The following is a 24,535-nucleotide window of genomic DNA, read 5'->3' as shown; positions in this document are numbered from 1 at the left end:
CTTATGAAAAACGGCTTCCTGCAGCGTGCCTTCCTCGCTATTCTCCTCGCCACTGCGGCCCCCGTTCCGGCCCATGCTCAAACCATGGAGACCTCCGCTGCGGAGGGTCTCGGCATCAACGATCCCGACTGCCAGCCCACGGGTCCTGTCACCGAGCCGGTCGTTTTGCTGCACGGAACCTCGGCTAACTCGGCCGAGTGGAACGACCTCATCCCAAAGCTCAAGGACCTGGGCATGTGCGTGTGGGCCTTCGATTATGGCGCCGAGGACGTGGCCTACCAGAACGCTTATGACTACCTGAAGGGGATTGCGGATCTAGAGTCCTCTGGGCGCGAAATAGCCAGGCAGATAGAGCACATCCGGGAGGTCACCGGAGCAAACAAAGTAAACCTCGTGGGCTTCTCCCAGGGCGGCCTGCACACCAAGACTTTCACCCAGCTCTACGGTTCGCCCGAAGAAGTGAACCGCGTGGTCACCATTGGCGCAAATTTTCACGGGACGACGTGGGGCGGCAGGGCAACGTCGCTAAGCACGGCAGCCAAAATCGCCCCCAGCGTGGTCAAATTCGTGGGTACCAGCGCCGGCATTCAACAGTTGGAGGGCTCGGAGTTCATGGAGAATCTCAACCAGTTGCCGGACACCGCGCCCGGCGTCACCTATACCTCCATCTACTCGCCGGCGGATAGCACTGTGACGCCGAATCAGACCTCTGAGTTGAGCGCTGTTCCGGGCGCGGATGTGGCCAACGTGGAATCTTCCCCCGTCGAGCACGGGCAGCTGCCCCATGATCCGCGCGTGCACGAGCAGATTCTGTGGGGGCTCATGCGCTAGGCCGGGGTCGGCGCGGACTTGCGGGCGCGTGCAGCAATGGCGAAGGTGGCTGTCAAGCAGATAGCGAGGGCCACGAAGGGCAACGCATTCGACAGCCAGTAGGCGGTGGTGAAGGGGAGGGAATAGGCGGCGACGACGCGGATGATGGCTTCGAGCAGGAATACGACGCCCCACACGATGGTGATGTAGCGCTGGGAGGCGCGGAAGGTCGGGTATTTCCACAATCCGTTCCAGTAGGCGACGCCTTCCTTTGTGCCGTCGGTGCCAAAGCGCTGGCCAAAGTAGAAGGCAAGGGGCTTTCCAAGGGCCAAGCTGCCGAGGAAGAGCAAGCCAATAATGCCGGTAACAACGCTGCCCTTAACCAGCAGGAGGCGCTCATCGGTGCCACCGACCAGCGTGGCCAACGCTGCAGCAACGTTGAAGGCAAGGATCAACGCAGAAATCCCAGAAAAAGACTTCTGGCGCACATGCTGGATGATGCCGCCGATAAGGGGGCCGATGCTAGCGGCCAGGTAGGCATAGACGTGGTTGTTGGTTGCGGAATCGACGATCTGGAAGAGCAGGATGGCCAGGCCGACGTCGAAGACGCCGAGGATGAGGAAGTTGAGCAGGCGTGGATTGAGACTCATGCCACATAGTGTGCCACAAAACATACGAATCGGTTTGTTTCTGACACATAAAAACCCTAGGGTTGGGGCATGGCTGACGTTGGACCAGGAACTTTTGGATACCTCTGTGGGTTGGCCCGCCGCGAGGAGCTCCCCGGGCCCGTGCTGACACCGATCCTCACTGGGCTGGGTCTGTCGCCGGCCGGCGCGCGCACGTACTTATCACGCATGGTGCGCGCGGGCGACCTATCCTCGCGCCGAGTGGGGCGTTGTTCCGTGTATTCCATGGTGGGTGACTACCTTGCGGAGTTTCGTCACCTAGGTTCGCCGCGCGACTTCCAGTGGGAAGGGGCGTTTCACACGGTGATCTTCGATATCGGCGAGGATCGCCGCGCGGAAAGAGATGCCCTCCTGCGCGCCGCCCATGCCAGCGGTTTCCGGCAGTTGCGGCCTGGAGTCCTGGTGGGCGCCCACGCGCCGGGGGAGTGGGCGCAGAAAACCTTTATCGGCACCTGGTCCGTGGATGAGGACACTGCCCGCGACGTTATCGCCACCGCGTGGGACCTCGAGGACAGTGCTGCCCGTATTAGCGCGCTGGGCGACGTTCCCCCTTTGCCCACCGATGACGTTGGCATCGTCGTCGAAACCACGCGCCGCCACGCCGCCGCCTTCGCGGCGCTGCGCCGTACCCCGCCTTTCCCCGCACAGCTTCTCCCCGCCGATTTCCCTGCGGAATTGCTGGAGAACCGCTTGCGCATGGACATCACGCCGGCCTACCGGGCGATGGCGCGGCTGTTAGAGTCGCGGCCATGATCCACGGAGCCATTGACGCGGAGGGCCGGTGCCGCCACTGGCACACGCTTGTCGACGTCATTGCGAACAAGTGCCACACCTGCGGCGGCTGGTTCGCGTGTTCGCTCTGCCATGCGGAGTTAACGGATCATGATTTTGGACCCATGCCGAAGGACGAGCTCTGCGTCATGTGCGGAGCGTGCGGCCGAACAATGACGTTTGCCGAGTACTCCGCATATAAATGCCCCGCGTGCGGGCATGCCTTCAATACTGGCTGCGCGCTGCACGCGGGGACGTATTTCCGCTAGTTTTCTACGGCAAAAGCTGGGCCAGCGGGGTGCCCTCGACGAGGGTCTTGAGGTACGCCACGATATCCGGGACGTGAATGGTGAAGTTACCGAAGGTCACCGGAATCGTCGGAAAAGCGTTGTTTGTCGGGGCCTTATTGCCGTTATTGGCTGGGGTACCACCGTTGTTGGTAGGCGCGGTGTTGTTAGCTGGGGCAGTGTTGTTGGCTGGGGCACCACCATTGTTAGCAGCGTTGCCACCGCCGCCATTCAGGCCGCAGCGCGCGATGGCCTCGTCGGCGCGGGCGACGGCGTCGCGGATCTCGCCGCCGCGCGGGTGGAAGTTAGCGGCAGCGAGCGCCTGGGACTTCTTGCTGTTGTAGTCGGACGGGTTGGTGTAGTACTTGGTGGCCTGCTCGCAGGAGATCTGGCCGGCCGGGACCTTGGCCAGGTAGTCATCCACCATGTCGGCGGAGGCGGTAGGAGCGGACAGGCCGATGGCGGCAGCAACGGAGCACAGGACAAGCTTTTTTCTCATGCGCCACATTGTGCCACAGCTTTTACACGTTTGCGTTAGCGGCTCAGGAAACGATCGACCAGCGAAGAATACGCCTTCACGGTCAGCTCCAAGTCTTCCAGGTAAAGGTGCTCATCGTGGCTGTGCAGCTGCGAGTTCGCGCTGGCCATGTCCCGATCTTCGGCATGCAGCGCAAAACCATAGGCGTTGCCGCCGTGGCGGCGCGCCACGCGTAGGTCGGAACCACCCGTCGCCAGCACCGGCAGTACTTCCTTATCCGGAAAAAATTCGTGGGCGGTCTCCTCGATGCAGCGCCACAGCTCAGTATCGGTGGAGGATTGCGTGGCGTCCTCGGTAATAAGGTGCTCGATCTCTACCTCCGCGGCCATATCGCCGAGTGCTTCGCGTAGGAAATCATCAAGCTCCTCCTGGGTCTGGCCGGGGAAGGGGCGGATGTCCATCTCTAGATAGGCGTGGGAGGGCAGCACGTTGATGGCACCACCAGCGCGCAGGACGGTTTGGGCAATCGTCGTGTGCGAGAAGGCGTGGGCGTAGGCAGATAAATTACCGAATTTCTCATAATCTGCGGCGGTAGCGGAGCCGTCGAGAAGCGCTGCCTCCGTTGCGGGGTCGAAGCGGAAGGTCTTGACGAATCCCTGCCACACCTCATCCGTGGCCACGGGCGGCTCGGCAGCGGCGATGCGGCGAGCGACCTCACCGATCTTGACGATGGCAAAGTCCTTGCCAAAGGGCGTCGAGCCGTGGCCGGCATCGCCGTGCACGTGCAGGCGGCGCTGGCCCGCGCCCTTCTCACCGACGTTGAAGCCGAGCGCGCCGGGCAGGTGGCTACCGCCGGTCTCCGAGAGGCAGTTGCGCACCGAGTAGGCCTCCGGGTGGTGCTTGTCCATCCAGATGGATCCCAAACCGCCGCGGGCCTCCTCGTCCGCCATGCCGACAAAGGCCAGGGTGCCGCCGGGATTGCCGCGCTTGGCGACGTCCCTCGTTACCGCCGCCATCGTCGCCGTAATAAAAAGCATGTCCACCGCGCCGCGGCCATACAGCTTGCCATCCTCGATGACAGCGTCGAAAGGCGGCTTGGTCCACTTCGGCTCGTCCACGGGCACGACATCCGTGTGGCCCATTAGTGTGAGCGGCTCCTTGCCCGGGTCACCCGGAACGGTCACCACGATGGTCACGCGCCCTGGGTGCGATTCATAGCGTTGAATCTCCACCGGGGTGCCTGCAAAAAATCGCTCCAAGGTGTCGGCGTTGCGGACCTCGTGGCCGGAATCCGGCGTGAGATCGTTAACGCAGGCATTGCGAATAAGCTCCTGAAGTAGTGCGAGGGTGTCGTCGTAGAGCGTGGATTCCATGGCCTAGAGGTTAGTCCGGACCGAACAAAACACGCGGATTTACCACAACTTGAACGGTGTTCAAGTAAGGTTTCCCGCATGAGCATCGTAGATATCGCACGCGAGAAGGCCCTGGAGCAGGGCATCGGCCTGAACGAAGAAGAGCTGCTGCAGGTCCTTCAGATCCCGGATGAGCAGCTGGAAGAGATTGCGGACATCGCGCATCAAACCCGCCTCAAGTGGTGCGGCCCGGACGTCTCCGTGGAAGGCATCATCTCCATCAAGACCGGCGGCTGCCCGGAGGACTGCCACTTCTGCTCGCAGTCGGGCCTTTTCGAGTCCCCCGTGCGTGCCGCGCGCCTCAACATCCCGGAGCTGGTGGAGGCCGCCAAGAAGACCGCCAAGACCGGCGCCACGGAGTTCTGCATTGTGGCGGCCGTTAAGGCCCCAGACGAGAACCTCCTGTCCCAGGTTGCCGAGGCCATCCCGGCCATCCTCGATGAAGTTGATATCGAAATCTCCCTATCCCTGGGAACCCTCACCCGCGAGCAGGCCCAGCGCCTCAAGGACATGGGCGCCCAGCGCTACAACCACAACCTGGAGACCTCCAAGTCCTTCTTCCCCAACGTCGTCACGACCCACACCTGGGAGGAGCGCAAAGAGACCCTCGAGAACGTCCGTGCAGTCGGCATGGAGATCTGCTCCGGCGGCATCATCGGAATGGGCGAATCACTAGAAGACCGCGCCGAGTTCGCCTACCAGCTGGCCCAGATCGAGCCCTGCGAGGTGCCGATGAACTTCCTCGACCCGCGCCCGGGCACACCATTCGCGAACTACCCGTTGGTCCCGCTCGGTGAGGCACTGCGCGCAGTGGCCGCATTCCGCCTGGCCATGCCGTCTGTAACCCTCCGTTTTGCGGGCGGCCGCGAGCTCTCCCTGGGTGATGACGGAACCGAAAAGGGGCTGCTCGGCGGCATCAACGCCATCATCGCCGGCAACTACCTGACCACTCTGGGCAAGCAGATTGAAAAGGACGTCGACATGCTCGGCCGCATCGATCTGCCCATCAAGGCGCTCTGATGAACAGCTCGACGGAGTTGGCCGCCGCCGTCCTTGCCGGCGATGAGCCGCTGTTCCACCCCAACACGGGGAAACCACTAAGCGAGGAATTCACCTTGCACCCGGCGGCCGCGGCGGGCCTGGACGTCCCGCGCTATTGCCAGCTGTGTGGGCGCCGCATGGTGGTGCAGGTGCGCCCGGATGGCTGGAACGCGCGCTGTTCGCGCCATGGCGAGCTCGACTCAGATCATCTCTACGAGGAGGCTCTCCCGTAAGCTGGGGCACCATGGATCCCGCCGTTGCCCACGCTCACCAGTCCGCGTTGCGCTCCATCTCCCGGGTCGTCGCCGAGATCGCTGAGCCGACTCCCCCACAACAAGCACTGGACGCCGTCACCGATCAACTGCGCCGCGGCAACGTCATGGTCCTCACCGGCGCGGGCGTATCCACGGAATCGGGCGTGCCCGACTACCGCGGCCCGCGCGGTTCCCTCAGCCGGCACCGCCCCATGACCTACCAGGAGTTCCTGCACGATCCGCAGGCCTCGCACCGCTATTGGGCGCGTGCTTTCGTCGGCTGGCGGGTCATGCAAGCTGCACACCCCAACCGCACGCACTACGCGTTGGTCGAACTCGAGCGCGCCGGGCTCCTCACGGGTGTCGTCACACAGAACGTGGACGGCCTGCACGAGGAAGCCGGGCAGCGCAACCTCATTGCCCTGCACGGGGACATGCAGCACGTGGTGTGCTTGAGTTGCGGGTACGAAGAACCACGCGCGGACTACGACGCCCGCGCCGCCACAGCCAACCCGACATACCTCCAACGCTGGGCAGTCAACAAAGAGGACGTTAACCCTGACGGCGACGTTGCCCTCAGCCAAGAAGCGGTCGAAGAATATGTCATGCCCGGCTGCGTGCGGTGCGGCTCACAGCGCCTCAAACCAGACGTGGTCTATTTCGGCGAGCCCGTTCCGACTTTTAAAAAGGACGCCGCCTACGCGATGGTCAACGCGTCTGACTCCCTGCTGGTAGCCGGCTCGTCGCTGGCGGTGATGAGCGGCTTCCGCTTCGTTCTGGAGGCAAAGAAACAGGGCAAGCGCGTGGCCACCATCAATGGAGGGCCAGGGCGCGCGGATGACCGCGTGGACACACTGTGGCGGACCCAGGTGGGGCCGGCTTTCGATGCGGTTCTCGACGAGCTGGAGCTCTAGAGCCGCTCCAGTTCCTCGAGGACAAACTGGCATACCCGTTTATCCATGGGCATATCCTCGTGGCGAATAATCGCAAGGCGCTCGATGTCCTGGATATAGACGTTGTGGACATTCGGGCCATTGAGGAAACAGGTGTTTGGTGGAACCACGATGGCGTCGGCGCGCGTGGCGATGCACGTATAGCTCACCCCGGGTTCGACCTCGCTGCCGCGGTTCGTGGCCTCAACAATCTCGCTGCCGGTGACCTGCTGCATGCCGGCGGGGCCAAACCAGCCGTCGATAAGCGAGCGCGCCACCTCCTCCTGCCTCTCGCTGCGAAAGAGGGGGCTGGCGATTCCACCCTGGGTCGTGCCGTGATTGGGAGAGCTGATACACACCACGTGCCGTACAAACTCCGCGCTATCGTGCATGCGCATCCAGTACCGAGCCAATAATCCACCCTGGGAGTGGCCCACGAGAATCACCTGCTCCGCGCCGGTGACGGTGCGGACGGCGTTGATGTAGGCGTCGAGCTGCCGAGCGGATTCCTGCAGGGGGCCAGTGGCGCGGGTCCCGTAGTCAGGGGCGAAGGTGGCCCAGCCAGCGGCGCGGAGCATGTCTGCGAGAACCTGCCATATCCCCTTGCTGTCGCAGGTTCCGTGGATCAAGACAACCGGCCAGGGGCGTTCGGCGGTAGGGCGCGCGGACCAGTCGTCTTCGTAGACGCCGCGTGGGCGTCTGCGGGCACCGAGGGGGAGTGGGGTCATGAAATTTCAGTTTACTCTTGACCCCTATCCAACTTTCGTACTAAGCTAAGGCTTGCCTAATACGGAACGGCGGTGAGCTCCACACCGTACGCGTTACCGGATTAGTCATGGGGATAGGGCCCGCCGCTTCACCGCGGCGGGCTTCTTTCATGGATACACTCGCGGGCATGACCGACCTGCAGCATGTCCACTCCGTCAACGAAGCGGTTGCTCGTCTCTGCGAGCTCTATGACAGTTCCTGTGCGCTGGCACGTGAAGCACTGGCCTCAGGGGACCACGATGCCTACCGCCACGTGGTGTACCCAAAGATCACCGTGCATGTGCGTCAGTGGACTCCTATCGACCGCTCCGAGCCCTTCGGCTACGTGGACCAAGAGGGCCGCTACTCGGCAGTGATATCCAAACCATGGCTGATTCGTGATTACCTGATAGAGCAGCTCACGCGGCTTAGCAACAACTACCCGTGCGATCTCTACGTCGGTCAATCGGATGAGCGCATCCCGCCGGAATATATCCGGGGGATTACACAGATTCCCCAGGACCGTGGCGACATCCCCCGGCCCACCCTCGATGCGGTGCATGACGGAATCGTGGACGGCGCTTGGAAGGCTTTCCACGGCAAGGAAAAACCACTGTTCCATTTTGGTGCGCAGCGCTTCGACATTGCCTGCGCCCGCATCGAGCACTACACCGGCATCGAGGTGGACACCGTGCAGAAGTACATCCTGTTCACCAACTACGCCATGCACACCACCGAGTTCGTCAAGTTCGGGCTGCGCGAATTGGCGCGGGAAGACTCCCGCTACACCGCGCTCGTGCTGCCCACGGGGGAGACCATCCACCCCAATGACGCGGTGCTTCTCGACGTCGACGAGCTCACCCTCACCTCCCGCTACCAGATGCCACGTTTTGATCTCATCACCGCCGGCGGCGATGGCATCACGATGATCAACATCGGTGTCGGCCCCTCCAATGCCAAAACCATCACGGACTGCTTGGCAGTCCTGCGCCCGGAGGCCTGGATCATGATCGGCCACTGCGCAGGGCTTGATGGCCGCATGCGCATCGGTGACCTCATCCTGGGCAATGCTTATCAGCGCGAAGACCACATCCTCGACGGCACCGTCACCACCAGCAACCCGATTCCCGCCATCCCGGAGATCCAGCGCATGCTGGAGGCCGCCGTCGACGAGGTCTATGGAAAAGACAATTCGCTCATGCGCACCGGCACGGTGCTCTCCACCGATGATCGCAACTGGGAATGGCGCACCTCCCGTGATCTGTGGGAGTGGCTGCGCCACTCCACCGCGGTGGCAGTAGATATGGAATCCTGCACCCTCGCCGCCAACGGCTACCGCTACCGCATCCCTTATGGCACGCTGCTGTCGGTCTCCGATCTCCCTCTGCATGCCGTGCCCAAGCTTCCCGCCCAAGCGCAGGCCTTTTATTCCAATTCGAAGGAGGCACACGTGATGTGCGCGGTGCGCGCGGTGGAGGCTTTGGCGGAAAATCCGGAGCGGCTGCGCACCCGCAAATTGCGCCGAACGGTAGGAGAGGTACCGTTTCGCTGAGGTTGATGATTAGACTGAGGGAAATGCACAATCTGGCGAAGGAGACCTAGACGATGAGCACCCCGGAGTGGTGGAACCCGGAACGCGAGAACCTGACGTGGGAGGTCTTCGGTGAGGCCAGTCGCTCCCTGTCCCAAGAAATCGTGGATTCGGGTTGGTTCCCCGACCTTATCGTGGGCGTGGCCCGCGGTGGATTGATCCCAGCCGGCGCTATTGGCTACGCCATCGGGGTCAAGGAGATGGGTGCTATCAACGTGGAGTTCTACACCGATATCGGTGAGACCCTCCCGGAGCCGATTCTCCTTAACCCGCAGCTGGACACTGATTCGCTCAAGGGCAAGAAGGTCCTCGTCGTTGATGACGTGGCGGATTCCGGCAAGACCCTCGACCTCGTGGTCAACCTGCTCGAGCAGACCGCGTCCGAGGTCAAGTCCGCGGTGATCTACACGAAGCCGACCACCATCTTTGAGCCGGACTTCTCGTGGAAGAAGACCGATCAGTGGATCAACTTCGCATGGTCCGTCCTGCCAGTCATCACGCGCGATGGCTCTTTCCAGGAAGGACATTAATGCCAGAAGCCTCCGCCGGTTCTTTCCGCGCGGCCTTTAGCTCGCCCGCCCGCTTCCGCAAGGAGGTGTTTGGCGGGCTTGCTGTTGCGCTCGCCCTCATCCCGGAAGTTTTAAGTTTCTCCATCCTCGCCGGACTCGACCCCAAGGTGGGGCTCTTCGCCTCCGTCATCATGGCGATGTCCATCGCCATCACCGGCGGGCGCCCGGCCATGATCTCTGCTGCAGCTGGCTCTGTCGCCGTGGTGATCGCACCACTTGCCCACGAGCATGGCCTGCAGTACGTGCTGCTGACCATCTGGATGGCGGGAATTCTCCAAGTAGTGATGGCAGTGCTGGGCGTCGCCAAGCTCATGCGTTTCATCCCCCGCAGCGTCATGCTGGGGTTTGTCAACGCCCTGGGCATCCTCATGTTCACGGCGCAGCTGAGCCACCTGTGGCAGGTGCCGTGGCTGGTCTACCCCCTTGTCGCGCTAGGCCTCGTCATCATGGTGGTGTGGCCGCGGATTACCACGGTGATCCCCGCCCCGCTCGTCGCGATTATCGTGGTTAGCGCACTCACTGTGATTTTCGGCTGGCAGGTTCCCAACGTCGCGGACCAAGGCGAGCTGCCGACCTCCCTGCCCGGTTTTGTTATTCCGGACTTACCTTGGACGAAGGAGACTATTCTCCTCTGCCTTCCCTATGCATTGGGCGTTGCACTCGTCGGCCTTATGGAATCCCTGCTGACCGCCAAGCTTGTCGACGACCTCACGGATACCCACTCCGATAAGACGCGCGAATCCGTGGGCCAGGGCATCGGCAACATGCTCGCCGCGGCCATCGGCGGCATGGGCGTGTGCGCAATGATCGGCCAGACCATGATTAACGTCAAGGAATCCCAGGCGCGCACGCGCTTGTCGACGTTCCTCGCCGGCGTCTTCCTCCTCATCCTCATCCTCGTGTTGGGCGATACCGTAGGAAAAATCCCCATGGCCGCGCTCGTGGCGGTCATGTTCATGGTGTCTTTCCACACCGTGGATTGGCACTCGGTGCGCACGATTCACCGCATGCCGTTGAGCGAAACCCTCGTCATGCTCGTGACGGTGATTGGCACCCTGGTGACAAATAACCTGGCGGTCGGTGTGATCCTCGGCGTCCTGACCGCCTCGATAGCCTTTGCACGCCGCGTGGCGCACCTGGTGTCGGTGGAGCTGGAGGGCAACGTCTACACCGTGCGCGGCCAGCTCTTCTTCGCCTCTTCGAACGACTTGGTCTACGCCTTCGATTACACCCTGCCGGTGGACAAAATCATCGTGGATTTCTCGGAGGCCGATATTTGGGATGCCTCGACCGTCGCGGTACTCGAGTCCGTGGAGAACAAGTACGCAAGCCGTGGCATAGCGGTGGAATTCCGCGGCCTCGATGGCGTTAGCCTCGCGCGCTACCAGAGGATTTCCGGTTTGAGTTAGGTAAACCTATCAGAAAAAGTCTTATGACGTGCGAGTTTGCTTAAGATCGCCTTGCTAGCGTGCCCGAATTTTTTCTGTATTGTGGGTAACACCAAACAGACGAAAGGAATCACTTTCATGGACGAGAAGCTGCAAACCCTCCTTAACGAGCAGGTCATCAACGAGCACGGCGCAGCCCTGATTTACACCCAGCTGGCCTACGAGATGGACAACCTGTCCTTCCCGGGCATGCGCGATTGGTTCTTCAAGCAGGCAGAGGAAGAGCGCGAGCACGCACAGAAGTTTGCTGAGCACCTGCTGGACCGCGGCTACCGCGTCGAGCTGGGGGATATCCAGGTCGGCTCCGTCAAGGCCGCCACCCCGCTCGATGCCTTCGAGGCCTCCCTCGCGCATGAGCAGAAGGTCTCGGAGCAGATTCGGGAAATCGCCCGCACCGCGGATGCGGCTGGGGATCTGGATTCCCGTGGTCTCATCAACTGGTTCCTCGAGGAGCAGGTTGAGGAGGAGTCCTCCGTGTCCGAGATCATTGACCAGCTCAAGCTGGTGGGCAATGACGGCTCGGGCCTGCTGCGCATCGATGGTTCGCTGGCGCAACGGTAACGAAGCCATATAGTTTGCACGAATTCTCCCACAGCCCCCTGCGGTTGGTGGGAGAATTTCTTTTATGACTACAACGCGCCTGATGCTCATTTGCGGTGCCCTGGCCGGCCTTGTGATCGCATTGGTCGGCGGCACGTGGCTGGCGGCAACGAACATGGCGCTGGGAACCTTCTTCTTTGCTCTTGCCGTCATGCTTGGTCCGTTTGCAGGTCTTGCCCTCTTATTGGGTGCGGCCGCAGCATCCACGGCGCTGAGCCGCTCCCTGTTTAGCGTGGGCGGCTTGTTCCTCGTGGGAGCGACCTCGACGTTGTGGGCACATGGCACGCTGTCGCTTCCGCTTTTCGTGGCGGGCACGCTGACTGGCGCCATTGCGGTCTGGCTACACTGGGCGCATGGCCACTTTGCTCTTCGACCTCTACGGCGTGCTCATGCGGCCCGCTGGGAACGCTGAGCTGGAGGATTACCTCCGTCCCGAAAACGTAGAGCACTTTTGGTCGCTCTATGAAGAATTCCGCCCCGCCTATGACGCCGGGCATCTGAGTGATTCGCAATATTGGGGGCGCATCCGCGCGCTGACTGAACTGGCCCCCTTTGACGTCAGCTACGCGACCGAACTGGACACCGAGCGCCTGCTGGTCGCCGATTCAGAGGTAGTTCGTGCGGTGCTAAACCTCATCGGTCAAGGCCACAGCGTCGGCATCCTGGCGAATGTGCCGGCGGTATTGGGAACCCGGATCCGCCAGACGCAGACCTGGCTTCAGGAATGCGCCGCCGTGACGCTGAGCTGCGATATCGGGGTAGCTAAACCAGATCCGGAGGCCTACCTCGTGGCCGTCGATGCCCTGGGCGCGCAGGCCAAGGACACGCACTTCTTCGATGATCGGCCCGACTTCGTCACTGGCGCGCAGCGCCTCGGGCTCAAGGCCCACCTTTTTACGGGCATCAATTCGATCCCTTTTTAGGCAGCTTTCGCCTCGCGGCCGAGCTCCAGCGGTACGCGCAGCAGTGGATCGAGCGCCACAGCGCGGGTACAGGCGCGCACAATTTCGGTGTGCGAGGGGATCATGCGCAGCTCCACTGGGTGATCGGTGGCCTGGCGCACGGCGGAAGCAAAGAGCTTCGGGGCCGCCGGATCATCCGAAAAGGCACCGCCGGCCACAACGAGAGTATCGGGCGTGTGCTCCGTCAACAGCTCAGCGGCGGTGGTGCCGAGGGAGCGCGCGCGGTCGTCGAGAAGCGCTCGCGTCTGATCGTTAGCATTCGCCACCACGTCTGGGAATGAGTCTCCGCCGGTCTCATTCAGTATCGCCTGCGTGGCCAGGGCGTCAGCACCGTCGAGTTCGAGCTGCACAATTTCATCGCCGACTGTGAGCGCAGCACCGACGGAGTCATCCGCGTAGAGCACCATGACGGGCTTTTCCGCGCCCAGCTCCGCGGACTGCGTTTCGGATCCCAGGATGGCGGGGATGACGGAAGACACGACAACCGGAACGCCGAACTGGTACTCCAGACGGCTGGCGATGTCCATCTCGTCCCAGCCCAGGTTGTGGGCAGTGATGCGTCCGGCCTCGTTGACGCTGCCGGAGGTGGTCACGCCGACTGAAACCAAACGGAGATCCAGGCCGGTCATGAGGCGATTGACACCAGCGATGATGTGCTCGATGACATCGCTTGCACTCAAACGCGAAACCGGGGTAGCCACGTCTTCCTCGCGGAGGGTGCGCCCCTTGGTATCGAAGAAGGCGATGTGGGTAAAGGCGGTACCAACCGCAATGCCGGCGAGCATCCAGTTATTATCCGCTACCTCTAGGGGCACGGTGGGGCGTCCGCGCCCGCGGGACTGAGTCAAATCCGTGCGCTCGCGAATCAGCCCAGCGCCCAGCAGCGCGGCAGTGGCGCGGGTAATCGTGGGCTGGGATAGCCCCGTGGCTTCGACAAGTTCACTGCGGGTCACAACGGGATTGAGTCGAATGATGTGGAGGCACTTCGCCGCCGGGGTGCGGGGGCGAGTGAACACGGGACCAGATTTAATCATGGCGCAAGTATAAATTCACCAGACCGCATTGTCTAATAGAAATTGGGATTCAGTAGACATCATAGTCTAGAAGTGTGCCTGCGTTAGAGTGGTGTTCATGGATTCTGTTGCTGTGTACTGCGGCTCCGCCGTCGGAAACTCTGAAGCCTATGGCCAAGCCGCACACCTTTTGGGGGAGGAGCTCGCGCGGCGCAACCTCACCCTGGTCTATGGCGGCGGTGACGTGGGCCTGATGGGCATCGTCGCGGATTCCTGCTTGGCAGCCGGCGGCACCGTCATCGGAGTAATCCCGCGGCAGCTCGTCGATTACGAGATGTCACACCAGCGGGTAACCAAGCTCGAGGTCGTGGACACCATGGCGCAGCGCAAGACGCGTATGGAGGAACTCGCGGATGCCTTCGTGTGCCTGCCGGGCGGCGTGGGAACTCTAGAGGAGCTCACCGAGGTGCTTACCCTGCAACAATTAGGCAACCTTGATGGCCCGGTGGGCCTAGTAGACGTCAACGGTTTCTGGCAGCCGTTTATAAACATGTACTCCGCAATGGTGCAGGAGGGGTTCGTTCAAAAACGCTTCCTCGACGCGCTCGTGGTCAGCCCGTTTCCAGCTGAAGTCCTGGATCAATTTGCATCATGGACGAGCCCGGGAAGTAAGTGGAGCAACAATTAGCTAACAACCTGGTAAATAAGGCGGCGCTGGGTTGGCCCAACCCCCTGGATCTTCGTTAGACTTCGCCCTTATGAGTTTTGACCAGAACGCAGAGCGCCAGCCTTCGCTGCTGGACGCGTCGTGCGATAACTTCGTCCACGACCTCGCGCAGCTCACGCCCACCGCTGCCACCGCGTGGGGAATTCCTGGCTTCGACGGAGAGTTGGAAGATTTCTCCCCGGAGTACTACTCCTCCGTGGCGGATCGCACTCGTGAGATGATGGCGGATCTCGATGCCCTCGATGACACCACCGACGAATCCGACGATGACGACGATTTTGACGAGGTGGACTACGTCACCGCCGCCGTCTTGCGCGACCGTCTCTGCCTGGATCTTGACCTGCACCATGCCGGTGAGGACATCCGCTGCCTTAACAACATTGCCTCCCCGGTGCAGACCATCCGCGACACCCTCATGCTCATGCCGAAGGACACCCCGGAACAGCTTGATGCGTTGCGTTCGCGCCTGTCGAAGGTGGCAACCTCGCTCAACGGCTACAAGGAGTCCCTCACCGAGGCGGCCTCGCGTGGCATGGTCGCGCCGCAGCGCCAGATCTCCGATGTCTTCGTGCAATGCGAGCGGCTTGCCGACGCCGGCTCCATGCTCGAGGACCTTGGCGTTGAGGGCCCAGAGGTGGACGCGGCTAAGGAAGCCTTCGGCGAGTTCGCCGATTGGCTCTCTAACGAGCTGCAGCCGCAGGCACCATCGCAGGACGCGGTGGGCCGCGAGCGCTACGAGCGCTTCTCCAAGCTCTTCGTCGGCGACGCCGTGGACCTCGACGAGGCCTATGAGTGGGGCATGGACCAGGTGCGCTCCATCAAGGCGGAACAAGAAAAAATCGCCCACGAGCTCTACGGCTCCGACGTCACCGTGCGCGCGGCCATGCGCAAACTCAACGAAGAGGAGCGCTACCAGCTGCACGGCACCGACGCGTTAGTGGAGTGGATGCAGTCCACCGCGGACCGCGTGATCAAGGACCTCGACGGCACCGCCTTCGACATCCCGGAAGCGGTTAAAGAGATCGAGTGCTGCATCGATCCGGCAGGCACCGGCGGCATCTTCTACACCTCGCCTTCTGACGATTTCTCCCGCCCCGGCCGCATGTGGTGGTCCGTACCGGCTGGCCAGGAGCTTTTCCACACCTGGCAGGAACTAACCACCGTCCACCACGAGGGCGCGCCGGGCCACCATCTGCAGATTGGCGCCGCGCTGACCCAGCCGGACCTCAACCTATGGCGCCGTGCGGTGACGTGGAACTCTGGCCACGGTGAGGGCTGGGCTCTGTACGCTGAAGCACTCATGGCGGAGCTGGGATACATGGATGATCCGGGCTTCCGCATGGGGCTTCTCGACGCCCAACGCTTCCGCGCCGCCCGCGTCGTGGTGGACATCGGACTCCACTTGGGCAAGGCGTTGCCGGAGTGCACCGCGTCCGGTGTCTGGGACAAGTCCCACGTCAAGACCTTCATGCGTGAGAACACCGCGATGGACGATGCCAACCTCTCCTTCGAGGTCACCCGTTACCTGGGCTGGCCGGGCCAGGCGCCGTCTTATGCCTTGGGCCAGCGCCTGTGGCAGCAGACCCGCGACGCCGCAGTCGAACAGGGGATGGACGTACGTGATTTCCACTCCCAGGCATTGGCTCTGGGCTCAGTGCCGATGTCGATCCTGCGCGAGACGATTCTGGACTAGCTGTCAGACTCTTGGATTTATCCACACCTGACTCTTGGATTTATCCACTAGTGACTCTGTAATTTATCCATTTTTCGGACTAGGGTACCTGGTATGTACCTGCCGCGAATTGTTGATGCAGAAGTAGAAAGAGGCCTTCGCGTTGCCGGAGCCCTCTTCCTGAAAGGCCCCCGCGCGAGCGGCAAAACGTCGACGGCGCGCCAGTTTGCTAAGTCTGTCATTCAGCTTGACCGTGACACTCCTGAAGCAAACGTTGCTCGCATGCAACCGGCACTAGGGCTTCAAGGGGCGCGGCCCCGGCTTATCGATGAATGGCAGGTTGTTCCTGCTATCTGGAACGAAGTGCGTCATGCGGTCGATGACTCGCGAGAAAAGGGACAGTTCCTCCTCACGGGTTCCTCGACACCCGATGACGATGCCACCCGCCATTCGGGGGCTGGGCGTATTCGCTCGATTCAGTTGCGTACGTTGAGCCTGGCAGAGCGTGGAGATTTGGCTGAGCGCGTATCACTAGGCGCGATTATTTCCGGCAATCAGGATCCCACGGCTGGGACGGACGCCACCGTGGCGGATTATGCCCGCTGGATCGTTGCCGGTGGCTTCCCAGAGTTTTTCGACCTTGATCCTCTAGATGCCCAAGAGGGGATGGAGTCTTACCTCACGGAGATGAGCGAGCACGACTACCCGGAACTTGGGGGTCCGCGCCGCGATCCGCGCCGTTTCCAGTCTTTTCTTCGCGCCTACGCGGGGCTAGTTGCTCAACCGGCCACCGCTGCAGCGATTCGTAAACGCATTGGCGAGCTCAGCAGTGCTACTCCTATGCCGGCAGCAGAAACCGTCAACGTTATTCATGATTTTGCTACACGTTTGTTCCTAGTTGAAGACCAGCCCGCGTGGTCACCAAAGACGAGATCTAAGACAACCATGGTTCAGATGCCGAAGCGTCAGCTCGCGGATCCTGGCTTGGCAGCTGCATTGTTGGCGGTTGGGCCAGACAAACTGCTTGGTGATCTAGAGACTTTGGGCATTCTCTTTGAGGCGCAACTGGTGCACGATCTGCGCGTTTATGCTCAAGCATTAAGGGCACGAGGCGTCTTCCATCTGCGGGATATGAAGGGCCGCGAAGAAATTGACGCGATAGTGGAACTCAGGGATGGCTCGTGGGTGGGATTTGAAGCGAAACTTTCGCACAACGAGGTCGATGCCGCGGCGGCACATTTGTTAAGAGTGGCAGAGAAGGTCTCCTTGCCACCGGCCGCTCTCATCGTGGTTATTCCCAGCGGACCAGCTTTCCAACGGTCAGATGGAGTGTGGGTGGTTCCACTAGCGGCGCTTGCGGAATAGCCGCAAAATCTGCGGCAGGTAGCCGGCGATGACCAGCACGATGATGAGCCGGATAATCTGCACGGCCACCACGGCTGGGCCCGCGCCTCCTTCCGCAGACAGCGCAAGCACCGTCTCCAGCGCGCCGGGTGAGGTGGCGAGGTAAGCCTCGAAGTAGGTTATGTCCAGCCATGCGGTCAGAGGCAGTGCGGTCAATGCGCACACGCCGATCACGACAACGATAAAGAGGATCGTCGCCGGTAGCTGCTTGGCGAAGGCCCGCAGTGCCGGTACCGAAAGCCCACCACCGCAGACCCAGCCGATGGACATAAAGGCCATGATCTTGAACACGTAGAGCGGCTCCAGTGTGTGGCCGGCTGGAATAACCTGCGCAACCAGCACCGTCAAGATGAGCGGCCCCAAAACAGCAGCAGCTGGCAAACGCACCAGCTTGCCCAGCTGTTCACCAACCACAGCGATGGCGAGAGTCAGCAGTACGATCCACCACGTGACCTCGCCGTCAACGCTCATGTCGACACCGTGACCAGCGGGGGCATCCAACAACGACACCACCAAAGGCAGCGACACCGACACCGCCAGAAGGCGCAGGTATTGCGTCAGCGCCACGTAGCGGTAGTCCGCGCCGAGCTCGCTAGCTAGTGCCGGCATGAGGGAGGCCCCGCCCGGCAGCATCGACAAAATACCCGTCTCCCAGGAAATATCCTTCGGCTGCGAACGATGCAGCAGAACACCGCCAGCGACGCCGATTAAAACAGTAATGAGTGACATCGTCACCGCGGCTGGCACAAAGCCGATGAGGGTGGAGGCAGGAACTAAGGTCAAAGGTATGCCCGCCATCATTCCGATGAATCCGCGGGCGACAGAATAAAAGTGCTCGTTAACGGCGAGTTCTTTGCCCGTCGTCAAGGCCATGGCTCCCGAGACCACGATGGCGCCGAGGATCCAGGCTGCGGGTACGTGAAGGTAGCTAAACAATGCCCCGAGTGCTGCAGACCCCGGGGCCACGATGACCCATCTCGTACGAACAGACATGGAATCGAGTTTAATGATGGACATGGATTTCGGATTAAGCGGTTGGACGATTCTCACCATTGGCGCTGCCGTGGCCGGATGGATCGATGCCGTCATTGGCGGCGGCGGGCTCGTGCTTATTCCGCTCATTCTGGCGGTCGCGCCCCAGCTTGCTCCCGCCACCGCCCTGGCCACGAACAAGGTGGCGGCGGTCTCTGGAACGGCCTCTGCTGCCGTTACGCTCGTCAAGAAGGTCCGCCCGCCGAAGGGCGAGCTCATCCGTATGGGCCTTATCGCCCTCCTATGTTCCGGGCTCGGCGCTGCAGCAGCCGCACTCATGGACAAGGACGTCATGCGGCCGGTCATCATCGTGCTCATGGTGGCAGTCGGCATTTTCGTGGCCTTTCGCCCAGACTTCGGCAGCGGCGAAGGGGACGGTATCCGTGGCGGCTGGCGCACGTGGACCGGGTTAGCCGCCGTGGCGGCCATTGCCTTTTACGACGGTATTTTTGGGCCCGGCACCGGCATGTTCCTCATCATGGCCTTCACCGCCATCTTTTCCCAGAACTTCCTTACCTCCGCCGCGATGTCCAAGGTGGTCAACACATGTACCAACGTCGGCGCGCTCGTGGTCTTTATCGTGGGCGGGCACGTGGTATGGGGCCTAGCACTTGTTCTCGCAGCAGCAAATATCATCGGCGCGCAGCTGGGCGCGCGAACAGTGCTCGGCGGCGGTGCGAAGCTCATCCGCTATGCACTGCTCACTCTCGTCGTGGTGATGAGCGTGTACCTGGCCTGGCAGCAGTGGGGTTAAATCCGGTTCTTCGTCTTTGCGGTTGCTACCGCATTCCACGGATCCTCCGGCCACGGGTGCTTGGGATAGCGCCCGCGCATGTCGGCGCGCACCCCGGCATAGGGCCCAGACCAGAAGCTCGCTAGATCATCGGTGACGGCAAGTGGCCGGCCGGCGGGGGATAACAGATGAAATTGCACGCGATGGCCGCAGTATTCGGGAGACTCCGCCAACCCGAAACATTCCTGCAACTTGATGGAGACCACTGGGCGCTCGCCGGACCAATCGATCCTCGCAGCACGTCCGGACGGAACCGATAACCGTTCCGGCGCGAGCTCATCCAAGCGGCTAGCTTCGGGCCACGGCAGCAGGCGCTGCAGCGCCGGATACATGTCTGGGCGCTTACCGGAAGCCAGTTCATACAGCTCCGGCTCCAGCCAGCTCAGATCATCACCGTCCACGTCCGGCCATGGCTCACCGTATGCAGCGTGTAAGTGCCGCATACGTTCCCGCAGGTTCTGGGCCTTCTCGCTGAAGTGAAACAGGTTTAAACCCTGTCCGGAGTTGCGTAGTGCCTCCACCGCCTCATCACCGGAGACCTTCACTGGGGTTTCCGACAATACGATGGCGCCTGCCGCACGCACACGGATTCCCCGCACTTTGGAGCCGTCGAGAAAAGCCCGCGTCTCTTCGGTCACGCCGATGATCTCGAGCGCGTCTTTTTCCGCAATCGGCACTGCTTCACGAATGATGGCGTTTCCAGATTGCGCCAACGACACCTCAGCCACCGCCAACCACTCGTGACCATCCTCGAGAAACCGCGCGCGGGTGCCACTCGCCAACAAATACTCCTTGTCACCTACGCGCTTAGCCACGAACTCCGGGAAGGCAGTAGCGACCACCACGCCTGGGTCCACCGGACCTTTGTTGGGCACCAGGCGGGCAAGCCGCTTCGGATCCGAATCATCCAGGCGGGCAATCGTCTGCGCCGCCCCCGCACCGTACTTCAACAGTGCCGCGCCCCACCGTGGGTGCGTCGGCAGCAGCGCCAGTTCTTCGCCAGCGTTGAGCAGATCTAGGGTGCGGTGGGCGTCGGCAAGCGCGGGTGCCGGTGCTTGATCAAGCAACGGGAAGTCCGGTCCCGCGCCCCAACAATCCATGAACAGCGCCGCCTGCGTGAGGTCCGCGGAAAGAATCTCTGGAATCACGTGCGGAGAAAAGTGCTGGTAGTCCTCCTGTGAATAGCAGCGGACGACGGTACCCGGCGCCTCACGCCCGGCACGTCCGGCGCGTTGATCGGCGCTGCTTTTCGACGTCGACACCGTCACCAACCCACTCATCCCGCGCTGCGCATCCCGCTTGGGGACGCGGGACAACCCAGCATCGACGACGGTGCGCACACCCGGCACGGTCAGCGAAGATTCGGCGATGGACGTGGCGACGACGATGCGCTGTTCTCGCGTATACAGCGCAGCGTCCTGCTCCTGCGTGGTTTGGCGGCCATGGAGCGGAAAAACGTTGTGGCCGCTCAAGGCATCACACACCAGGTTGACCTCGCGAACTCCCGGCACAAAGACCAGCGTGGACTCGTGCTGCCGCGCGGCAACCCTCGCCACGCCTTTCCAAAAGTCTCGATCTCCCGCAGCGCGCCCCGGAATCGGTTCATAGGAGATGTTGAGCGGATATGTAACGGCCTCAGTGGAATGGATCGGCACCCCTCCCATGAGCTGGGAGAAGCGGGAGGCGTCGACAGTCGCGGACATGGCAATGACCCGAAAATCATCGCGGAGCTGCGCCAACTCCAAGCACATGCCGAGTACGAGGTCAGTATCGAGCTGGCGTTCATGCACCTCGTCGATGGCTACGGCGGAAATTCCTTCAAGTTCCGGATCCCGCAGCAGGCGGCGCAACAAAACACCTGGGGTAACAAACTCGACGTCTGCGCCTTTGCGGGAATCACCGCGCACCGCATAGCCGATGCGCTGGCCTGACAACTCTTGAAGGCGGTTTGCCGCAGCACGCACAGCTACGCGGCGCGGCGCGGTGACGAGAACCTTGCCCTCTACTTGGTTAGCCAGCGCCGGCGGAACGAGCGTGGTCTTACCCGTGCCGGGCGGAGCCTGGACTACGACGTGACCGGCGGAAGGCAGAGAATCGATGGTCTCCAGGACGGGTAGCCCCTTGCCGATCGCCTTGAGATCAAACATCGAGATCCTGGCGCTCCCACCTATCTTCGTTGTCCTCCAGCGTGCGCACCACACGACCGGGTTGACCCAGCACCAGTGACCTATCCGGGATATCTGTGGTGACCAGTGTGTTCGCTCCAACGACACAATCCTCGCCGATGGTCACGCCCGGCAGCACCGTGACGTTGGCGCCGAACCACGTGTTGCGCCCGACGCTAATGGGCTTCGCAATCTCCCAACCTTCTGCTCGCATCTCATGGTCGTTGACAGGATGCCCCACGGTAATAAGCGAGCAGTTCGGACCGATCATGACGTGGTCCCCGAGGGTTACAGGCGCCTGTGCCAGGATCGTCGCACCAAAGTTGATGAAGACGCCCTTTCCGATGGTCACATTGCAGCCATACTCCAAGTTGAGCGGGACGTGCAGCCCGGGAACCTCGGACTCGGGCGATAACAACTCCCGCAAGATCTCCTTCGCGCGCTCTGGGTTGGTGTTGTGCAGCTCATTGAGCTCCTTGACCAGCAGGAAGCCGCGTCGATGTTCGGCGCTGACCTCCTCGTTGGCACCGGGCATGAACCACTGCCCGCTGGTCATGCGTTCAAAGGATCCTTCGTCTGGGTGATGCATGTCAGCCATCCTATTCCCTCCTCTTAGTCTCGAGTCAGAACATCGAGAGCGGCACGGTGAAGGAAAACCTTGGAGCGGCCTTGTTGGATTTCTTCTAGGATTCCTAAATCTACGAGATGCGCCAGCCACGCGCTGGCGGTTTGGCGTTTGACGAAGCCCGTCTCTACCACGTCAGTAATGCGTACATAGGGCTTGATAAGAATGAGCTCGGCCATCTCGAGGGGATGGTTAATCACGCCCGCAGAACGTATTCGTTGCGCAGTGTTTTCCTGGATAGCCCGAAGCTGGGTAATCATCGAGGAGGCGTCGGCAGCCGCTGCGTGAACGCCGCGGATCATAAAAAGAAGCCAGTCTTCCCATGCTCCCTTAGCTGTCACAGCGTTGAGATGGCGATAGTAGTCTGCTTTGTTTCCGACGATATACCCGGACAGGTACAAAACCGGCAGCTCAAGAAGATCTTCTTGGATGAGGTAGAGGACGTTAAGGATTCGTCCAGTGCGCCCATTGCCATCGTAGAAAGGATGGATTGCTTCAAATTGATAGTGAAGCAGTGCCATCTTTACAAGGGAATCAACGTCGTGGCTGCAATATATATAGTCCTCCCACGCTGCGAGATGGTCCTCGATAATCTCCCTTCCTTCAGGTGGGGTGTAGAGCCTCTCCTTCGTTACAGGGTTACCGATAAACGTGCCCGGAAGTGAACGCACCTCGGCCTGAGTGTCTAGAAGGGTGCTGCATACGATTTTTGCTGTCTTTTCTGATAGAGGTCGCTGCGATAGTGAGGAAAGTCCAGCGTGGAGCGCGGCGTTATAGCGAAGAGCCTCCTTGGTGGCAGGAGTCGGCTCGGCATCGACGTGCCACGCCGCACGGAAGAGCTCGTCATTAGTGGTGACGATGTTCTCAATCTCGGAGGAAGCACGAGCCTCACGCAGTGGAATCGTTGAGGTGATGATCTCCGGGTTAGGGATGAGCTGGCAGGCCGTACGCAGTTCAGCCAGTTTTTCCTTAGCATCGATGATGGCCTTAAGCACGGGAACGGTTTCCACCACTTCTGCAGGGGGGAGGGGTGGAAGCTCATTGTAGGGGGTGTCCGGGCTATAGGTTGGCATGGTAAAAGAATAGACATGTTGAGCAGATATGTCGATTTTTTTCAGAATTTTCGACATATCTGGATGACTTGTCGATTGCGTCGACATATCGGCGTACCCTCAGACGTTGACGTGTTAACAAATTAAGAAAGGCATCCTTATGGCGAAAATCGGCATCATCCTCGGCTCTACCCGCGACGACCGCGCCGGACTGGCCATCGCCCAGTGGGTCACCGACCTCGCTCAGGGGCGCGACGTGGACTACGAGCTCATTGACCTCAAGGCCTTCGACGTTCCGATCCTCACCACCTCCGTCATTCCTATGGCGGCAAACAAGAATTACGAGGATCCGCAGGTGCAGGCTTGGTCCGATGCTGTCGATTCCTGCGACGGCTATATCTTTGTCACCCCGGAGTACAACCACTCCGTGCCGGGGGCTTTCAAGAACGCCGTCGATTCCCTCGGCGCCGAGTGGGTAGGCAAGCCGATTGCGTATGTGGGCTACAGCTTCAGCGGCGGCATCCGCGCGGTAGAGGCGTGGCGCCTCATCATGGCGAACTTCTCTATGAAGCAGCTGCGCACCCAGCTGGATATCTCGCTGAATACCGACATGAAGGATGGCACCTTCACCCCGGCTGATTTCAAGGCCGGGATCGTCGAAAACATCTGCGCCGAGCTGGAAGAAGTCCTATCCTAGGGCGCATGGAAAAGGTAGCAGTCGTCACAGGAGCATCGTCGGGGATCGGGGAGGCGTCGGCAAGAGCGTTGGCGGCCGACGGTTGGCATGTTGTCGTCGGTGCGCGTCGCGTAGAGCGCCTTGAGGCCCTCGCGAAGGACATCGGCGGCGAGGCGCACGCCCTCGACGTAACCTCGGACGAGTCCGTGGCTGAGTTCGTCTCCCACCTCGACCGCGTGGACCTCTTGGTCAACAACGCCGGTGGCGCGAAGGGCTTGGAACCTCTCGTGGAGACCACCGTAGAGGACTGGCAGTGGATGTACGACGTCAACGTCCTAGGCACTGTCCGTATGATCCAAGCCCTCATGCCGAAGCTGCGGGGTGGGCTCATCATCAACATGGGCTCCGTTGCCGGTTGGAACGTCTACGAGGGCGGCTCCGGCTACAACGCCGCTAAGCACGGTGTGCGCGTGATTTCCCGTGCACTTCGTATCGAGGAGCACGGCGTTCGTGTCACCGAACTCGACCCGGGCCGTGTAGCCACGGCGGAGTTTTCCCTCAATCGTTTTCGGGGCGACACCGAACGTGCTGCACAGGTGTATGACGGCGAACTCAACCTCACCGCAGAAGACATCGCTGAGGCCGTGCGTTGGGTGGCCTCGCTGCCGGAGCACGTCAACATTGACACCATGACCATTAAGCCGCGCACGCAAAGCTAAATTACCTGTTTCGCTGCAGGTGAGACGCCTCTTATAGTGGCATGCGTTAGTGAAAACACATGTGAG

General features: G+C 61.3%; 27 protein-coding genes. 18 read left to right on the top strand and 9 right to left on the bottom strand.

The window, feature by feature from the left end:
• Nucleotides 1–3: 3 nt before the first annotated feature.
• Complete coding sequence (locus tag HMPREF2993_RS11845; RefSeq protein WP_049156667.1) at nucleotides 4–831, top strand: esterase/lipase family protein; 828 nt, start codon at nucleotides 4–6, stop codon at nucleotides 829–831.
• Here the strand turns inward: HMPREF2993_RS11845 and HMPREF2993_RS11840 are convergent.
• Nucleotides 828–1,460, bottom strand: coding sequence for a VC0807 family protein (locus HMPREF2993_RS11840; RefSeq protein ID WP_049156671.1), 633 nt, complete (start codon nucleotides 1,458–1,460; stop codon nucleotides 828–830). The two genes, HMPREF2993_RS11845 and HMPREF2993_RS11840, sit on opposite strands and share 4 nt — an antisense overlap.
• Before the next feature lie 69 nt (nucleotides 1,461–1,529).
• Here HMPREF2993_RS11840 and HMPREF2993_RS11835 point away from each other — a divergent pair, with 69 nt between their 5' ends.
• Nucleotides 1,530–2,252, top strand: coding sequence for a hypothetical protein (locus HMPREF2993_RS11835; protein ID WP_080975119.1), 723 nt, complete (start codon nucleotides 1,530–1,532; stop codon nucleotides 2,250–2,252).
• Entirely contained in the window at nucleotides 2,249–2,539 is a 291-nt protein-coding gene (locus HMPREF2993_RS11830; RefSeq protein ID WP_049156675.1) for a CHY zinc finger protein, read from the top strand. The genes HMPREF2993_RS11835 and HMPREF2993_RS11830 overlap by 4 nt, the downstream gene beginning before the upstream one ends.
• 4 nt (nucleotides 2,540–2,543) lie before the next feature.
• Here HMPREF2993_RS11830 and HMPREF2993_RS11825 read toward each other — a convergent pair whose 3' ends face one another.
• Both HMPREF2993_RS11825 and HMPREF2993_RS11820 read right to left on the bottom strand, forming a co-directional pair.
• A complete protein-coding gene (locus tag HMPREF2993_RS11825; protein WP_239663634.1) occupies nucleotides 2,544–3,056 on the bottom strand; it encodes a hypothetical protein in 513 nt (170 codons plus the stop codon).
• A 35-nt stretch (nucleotides 3,057–3,091) separates the two neighbouring features.
• A complete protein-coding gene (locus HMPREF2993_RS11820) occupies nucleotides 3,092–4,408 on the bottom strand; it encodes a M20/M25/M40 family metallo-hydrolase (RefSeq protein ID WP_070546055.1) in 1,317 nt (438 codons plus the stop codon).
• Nucleotides 4,409–4,486: 78 nt separating this feature from the next.
• Here HMPREF2993_RS11820 and bioB point away from each other — a divergent pair, with 78 nt between their 5' ends.
• The 3 genes from bioB to HMPREF2993_RS11805 are packed head-to-tail and all read left to right on the top strand — an operon-like array spanning nucleotide 4,487 to nucleotide 6,656.
• Entirely contained in the window at nucleotides 4,487–5,467 is a 981-nt protein-coding gene (gene bioB, locus HMPREF2993_RS11815) for a biotin synthase BioB (RefSeq protein WP_046648630.1), read from the top strand.
• Complete coding sequence (locus HMPREF2993_RS11810) at nucleotides 5,467–5,721, top strand: biotin synthase auxiliary protein BsaP (protein ID WP_046648628.1); 255 nt, start codon at nucleotides 5,467–5,469, stop codon at nucleotides 5,719–5,721. The genes bioB and HMPREF2993_RS11810 overlap by 1 nt, the downstream gene beginning before the upstream one ends.
• Nucleotides 5,722–5,732: 11 nt before the next feature.
• Complete coding sequence (locus tag HMPREF2993_RS11805; RefSeq protein WP_070702530.1) at nucleotides 5,733–6,656, top strand: Sir2 family NAD-dependent protein deacetylase; 924 nt, start codon at nucleotides 5,733–5,735, stop codon at nucleotides 6,654–6,656.
• On the opposite strand, the gene HMPREF2993_RS11800 is transcribed toward HMPREF2993_RS11805, so the two are convergent.
• Nucleotides 6,653–7,402: an esterase/lipase family protein gene (locus tag HMPREF2993_RS11800; protein ID WP_049156683.1), complete on the bottom strand. Its 750-nt coding sequence runs from the start codon at nucleotides 7,400–7,402 to the stop codon at nucleotides 6,653–6,655. The genes HMPREF2993_RS11805 and HMPREF2993_RS11800 overlap by 4 nt on opposite strands.
• A 167-nt stretch (nucleotides 7,403–7,569) precedes the next feature.
• On the opposite strand from HMPREF2993_RS11800, the gene amn reads away from it, so the two are divergent.
• The 6 genes from amn to HMPREF2993_RS11770 all read left to right on the top strand — a co-directional run bounded on the left by amn (nucleotide 7,570) and on the right by HMPREF2993_RS11770 (nucleotide 12,552).
• Nucleotides 7,570–8,973 carry an AMP nucleosidase gene (gene amn / locus HMPREF2993_RS11795; RefSeq protein WP_070702528.1) on the top strand — a complete coding sequence of 468 codons (1,404 nt, stop codon included), beginning with the start codon at nucleotides 7,570–7,572 and terminating at the stop codon, nucleotides 8,971–8,973.
• 53 nt (nucleotides 8,974–9,026) lie between these two features.
• Nucleotides 9,027–9,542 carry a phosphoribosyltransferase gene (locus HMPREF2993_RS11790; RefSeq protein ID WP_070517069.1) on the top strand — a complete coding sequence of 172 codons (516 nt, stop codon included), beginning with the start codon at nucleotides 9,027–9,029 and terminating at the stop codon, nucleotides 9,540–9,542.
• Nucleotides 9,542–10,990 (top strand): SulP family inorganic anion transporter, encoded by a 1,449-nt coding sequence (locus tag HMPREF2993_RS11785; protein ID WP_070517071.1) that lies wholly within the window; start codon nucleotides 9,542–9,544, stop codon nucleotides 10,988–10,990. The genes HMPREF2993_RS11790 and HMPREF2993_RS11785 overlap by 1 nt, the downstream gene beginning before the upstream one ends.
• 117 nt (nucleotides 10,991–11,107) lie before the next feature.
• Nucleotides 11,108–11,590, top strand: a complete 483-nt coding sequence (locus tag HMPREF2993_RS11780; protein WP_070702524.1) for a ferritin — start codon at nucleotides 11,108–11,110, stop codon at nucleotides 11,588–11,590.
• A gap of 64 nt (nucleotides 11,591–11,654) precedes the next feature.
• Nucleotides 11,655–12,041 carry a hypothetical protein gene (locus HMPREF2993_RS11775; protein ID WP_070702522.1) on the top strand — a complete coding sequence of 129 codons (387 nt, stop codon included), beginning with the start codon at nucleotides 11,655–11,657 and terminating at the stop codon, nucleotides 12,039–12,041.
• Nucleotides 11,983–12,552 (top strand): HAD-IA family hydrolase, encoded by a 570-nt coding sequence (locus tag HMPREF2993_RS11770; RefSeq protein WP_070702520.1) that lies wholly within the window; start codon nucleotides 11,983–11,985, stop codon nucleotides 12,550–12,552. The genes HMPREF2993_RS11775 and HMPREF2993_RS11770 overlap by 59 nt, the downstream gene beginning before the upstream one ends.
• Here HMPREF2993_RS11770 and HMPREF2993_RS11765 read toward each other — a convergent pair.
• Nucleotides 12,549–13,625: an ROK family protein gene (locus HMPREF2993_RS11765; RefSeq protein WP_046648615.1), complete on the bottom strand. Its 1,077-nt coding sequence runs from the start codon at nucleotides 13,623–13,625 to the stop codon at nucleotides 12,549–12,551. The genes HMPREF2993_RS11770 and HMPREF2993_RS11765 overlap by 4 nt on opposite strands.
• Nucleotides 13,626–13,722: 97 nt before the next feature.
• Here HMPREF2993_RS11765 and HMPREF2993_RS11760 point away from each other — a divergent pair, with 97 nt between their 5' ends.
• The 3 genes from HMPREF2993_RS11760 (at nucleotide 13,723) to HMPREF2993_RS11750 (ending at nucleotide 17,368) form a co-directional block, all read left to right on the top strand.
• On the top strand, nucleotides 13,723–14,292 hold the full coding sequence (locus HMPREF2993_RS11760) for an LOG family protein (protein ID WP_049156802.1): 570 nt from the start codon (nucleotides 13,723–13,725) through the stop codon (nucleotides 14,290–14,292).
• Nucleotides 14,293–14,362: 70 nt separating this feature from the next.
• Nucleotides 14,363–16,024: a DUF885 domain-containing protein gene (locus HMPREF2993_RS11755; RefSeq protein WP_070702518.1), complete on the top strand. Its 1,662-nt coding sequence runs from the start codon at nucleotides 14,363–14,365 to the stop codon at nucleotides 16,022–16,024.
• Nucleotides 16,025–16,117: 93 nt separating this feature from the next.
• Entirely contained in the window at nucleotides 16,118–17,368 is a 1,251-nt protein-coding gene (locus HMPREF2993_RS11750) for an ATP-binding protein (RefSeq protein WP_070517082.1), read from the top strand.
• Here the strand turns inward: HMPREF2993_RS11750 and HMPREF2993_RS11745 are convergent.
• Nucleotides 17,348–18,424, bottom strand: coding sequence for an AbrB family transcriptional regulator (locus HMPREF2993_RS11745; RefSeq protein WP_049156708.1), 1,077 nt, complete (start codon nucleotides 18,422–18,424; stop codon nucleotides 17,348–17,350). The two genes, HMPREF2993_RS11750 and HMPREF2993_RS11745, sit on opposite strands and share 21 nt — an antisense overlap.
• Between HMPREF2993_RS11745 and HMPREF2993_RS11740 the strand changes: the two genes are divergently transcribed.
• Nucleotides 18,417–19,193, top strand: coding sequence for a TSUP family transporter (locus tag HMPREF2993_RS11740; RefSeq protein ID WP_369816137.1), 777 nt, complete (start codon nucleotides 18,417–18,419; stop codon nucleotides 19,191–19,193). The two genes, HMPREF2993_RS11745 and HMPREF2993_RS11740, sit on opposite strands and share 8 nt — an antisense overlap.
• Here the strand turns inward: HMPREF2993_RS11740 and HMPREF2993_RS11735 are convergent.
• Genes HMPREF2993_RS11735 through HMPREF2993_RS11725 form a run of 3 tightly spaced genes read right to left on the bottom strand, consistent with a single transcriptional unit; the run spans nucleotide 19,190 to nucleotide 23,152 of the window.
• A complete protein-coding gene (locus HMPREF2993_RS11735; RefSeq protein ID WP_070702516.1) occupies nucleotides 19,190–21,379 on the bottom strand; it encodes an ATP-dependent RNA helicase in 2,190 nt (729 codons plus the stop codon). The genes HMPREF2993_RS11740 and HMPREF2993_RS11735 overlap by 4 nt on opposite strands.
• The gene (locus HMPREF2993_RS11730) at nucleotides 21,372–21,986 is read right to left on the bottom strand and encodes a sugar O-acetyltransferase (RefSeq protein WP_371325914.1); all 615 of its coding nucleotides are present in this window, start codon (nucleotides 21,984–21,986) and stop codon (nucleotides 21,372–21,374) included. Before HMPREF2993_RS11730 ends, HMPREF2993_RS11735 begins: the two co-directional genes overlap by 8 nt.
• Before the next feature lie 23 nt (nucleotides 21,987–22,009).
• The gene (locus tag HMPREF2993_RS11725; RefSeq protein ID WP_046648684.1) at nucleotides 22,010–23,152 is read right to left on the bottom strand and encodes a Fic family protein; all 1,143 of its coding nucleotides are present in this window, start codon (nucleotides 23,150–23,152) and stop codon (nucleotides 22,010–22,012) included.
• Nucleotides 23,153–23,234: 82 nt separating this feature from the next.
• On the opposite strand from HMPREF2993_RS11725, the gene HMPREF2993_RS11720 reads away from it, so the two are divergent.
• Together HMPREF2993_RS11720 and HMPREF2993_RS11715 are read left to right on the top strand one after the other, a co-directional pair.
• Nucleotides 23,235–23,771, top strand: a complete 537-nt coding sequence (locus tag HMPREF2993_RS11720) for an NADPH-dependent FMN reductase (RefSeq protein ID WP_046648604.1) — start codon at nucleotides 23,235–23,237, stop codon at nucleotides 23,769–23,771.
• Nucleotides 23,772–23,776: 5 nt separating this feature from the next.
• A complete protein-coding gene (locus tag HMPREF2993_RS11715) occupies nucleotides 23,777–24,469 on the top strand; it encodes an SDR family oxidoreductase (RefSeq protein ID WP_053089091.1) in 693 nt (230 codons plus the stop codon).
• Nucleotides 24,470–24,535 lie beyond the last annotated feature (66 nt).

This window comes from Corynebacterium sp. HMSC068G04 (assembly GCF_001814885.1).
Classification (GTDB): domain Bacteria; phylum Actinomycetota; class Actinomycetes; order Mycobacteriales; family Mycobacteriaceae; genus Corynebacterium; species Corynebacterium hiratae.
The sequence above is the reverse complement of the archived record's forward strand: the minus strand, read 5'-3'. Positions and strand labels throughout refer to the sequence as shown.

What these genes read in the sequence shown, in the direction of transcription:
- HMPREF2993_RS11840 (WP_049156671.1), bottom strand. Translation starts at nt 1,460, where the DNA reads ATGAGTCTCAATCCACGCCTGCTCAACTTCCTCATCCTCGGCGTCTTC.
- HMPREF2993_RS11780 (WP_070702524.1), top strand. Translation starts at nt 11,108, where the DNA reads ATGGACGAGAAGCTGCAAACCCTCCTTAACGAGCAGGTCATCAACGAG.
- amn (WP_070702528.1), top strand. Translation starts at nt 7,570, where the DNA reads ATGACCGACCTGCAGCATGTCCACTCCGTCAACGAAGCGGTTGCTCGT.
- HMPREF2993_RS11775 (WP_070702522.1), top strand. Translation starts at nt 11,655, where the DNA reads ATGACTACAACGCGCCTGATGCTCATTTGCGGTGCCCTGGCCGGCCTT.
- HMPREF2993_RS11835 (WP_080975119.1), top strand. Translation starts at nt 1,530, where the DNA reads ATGGCTGACGTTGGACCAGGAACTTTTGGATACCTCTGTGGGTTGGCC.
- HMPREF2993_RS11800 (WP_049156683.1), bottom strand. Translation starts at nt 7,402, where the DNA reads ATGACCCCACTCCCCCTCGGTGCCCGCAGACGCCCACGCGGCGTCTAC.
- HMPREF2993_RS11760 (WP_049156802.1), top strand. Translation starts at nt 13,723, where the DNA reads ATGGATTCTGTTGCTGTGTACTGCGGCTCCGCCGTCGGAAACTCTGAA.
- HMPREF2993_RS11720 (WP_046648604.1), top strand. Translation starts at nt 23,235, where the DNA reads ATGGCGAAAATCGGCATCATCCTCGGCTCTACCCGCGACGACCGCGCC.
- HMPREF2993_RS11805 (WP_070702530.1), top strand. Translation starts at nt 5,733, where the DNA reads ATGGATCCCGCCGTTGCCCACGCTCACCAGTCCGCGTTGCGCTCCATC.
- HMPREF2993_RS11830 (WP_049156675.1), top strand. Translation starts at nt 2,249, where the DNA reads ATGATCCACGGAGCCATTGACGCGGAGGGCCGGTGCCGCCACTGGCAC.
- HMPREF2993_RS11750 (WP_070517082.1), top strand. Translation starts at nt 16,118, where the DNA reads ATGTACCTGCCGCGAATTGTTGATGCAGAAGTAGAAAGAGGCCTTCGC.
- HMPREF2993_RS11755 (WP_070702518.1), top strand. Translation starts at nt 14,363, where the DNA reads ATGAGTTTTGACCAGAACGCAGAGCGCCAGCCTTCGCTGCTGGACGCG.
- HMPREF2993_RS11810 (WP_046648628.1), top strand. Translation starts at nt 5,467, where the DNA reads ATGAACAGCTCGACGGAGTTGGCCGCCGCCGTCCTTGCCGGCGATGAG.
- HMPREF2993_RS11820 (WP_070546055.1), bottom strand. Translation starts at nt 4,408, where the DNA reads ATGGAATCCACGCTCTACGACGACACCCTCGCACTACTTCAGGAGCTT.
- HMPREF2993_RS11740 (WP_369816137.1), top strand. Translation starts at nt 18,417, where the DNA reads ATGGACATGGATTTCGGATTAAGCGGTTGGACGATTCTCACCATTGGC.
- HMPREF2993_RS11845 (WP_049156667.1), top strand. Translation starts at nt 4, where the DNA reads ATGAAAAACGGCTTCCTGCAGCGTGCCTTCCTCGCTATTCTCCTCGCC.
- HMPREF2993_RS11735 (WP_070702516.1), bottom strand. Translation starts at nt 21,379, where the DNA reads ATGTTTGATCTCAAGGCGATCGGCAAGGGGCTACCCGTCCTGGAGACC.
- HMPREF2993_RS11785 (WP_070517071.1), top strand. Translation starts at nt 9,542, where the DNA reads ATGCCAGAAGCCTCCGCCGGTTCTTTCCGCGCGGCCTTTAGCTCGCCC.
- HMPREF2993_RS11745 (WP_049156708.1), bottom strand. Translation starts at nt 18,424, where the DNA reads ATGTCCATCATTAAACTCGATTCCATGTCTGTTCGTACGAGATGGGTC.
- HMPREF2993_RS11825 (WP_239663634.1), bottom strand. Translation starts at nt 3,056, where the DNA reads ATGAGAAAAAAGCTTGTCCTGTGCTCCGTTGCTGCCGCCATCGGCCTG.
- HMPREF2993_RS11790 (WP_070517069.1), top strand. Translation starts at nt 9,027, where the DNA reads ATGAGCACCCCGGAGTGGTGGAACCCGGAACGCGAGAACCTGACGTGG.
- HMPREF2993_RS11715 (WP_053089091.1), top strand. Translation starts at nt 23,777, where the DNA reads ATGGAAAAGGTAGCAGTCGTCACAGGAGCATCGTCGGGGATCGGGGAG.
- HMPREF2993_RS11770 (WP_070702520.1), top strand. Translation starts at nt 11,983, where the DNA reads ATGGCCACTTTGCTCTTCGACCTCTACGGCGTGCTCATGCGGCCCGCT.
- HMPREF2993_RS11725 (WP_046648684.1), bottom strand. Translation starts at nt 23,152, where the DNA reads ATGTCGAAAATTCTGAAAAAAATCGACATATCTGCTCAACATGTCTAT.
- HMPREF2993_RS11765 (WP_046648615.1), bottom strand. Translation starts at nt 13,625, where the DNA reads ATGATTAAATCTGGTCCCGTGTTCACTCGCCCCCGCACCCCGGCGGCG.
- HMPREF2993_RS11730 (WP_371325914.1), bottom strand. Translation starts at nt 21,986, where the DNA reads ATGCATCACCCAGACGAAGGATCCTTTGAACGCATGACCAGCGGGCAG.
- bioB (WP_046648630.1), top strand. Translation starts at nt 4,487, where the DNA reads ATGAGCATCGTAGATATCGCACGCGAGAAGGCCCTGGAGCAGGGCATC.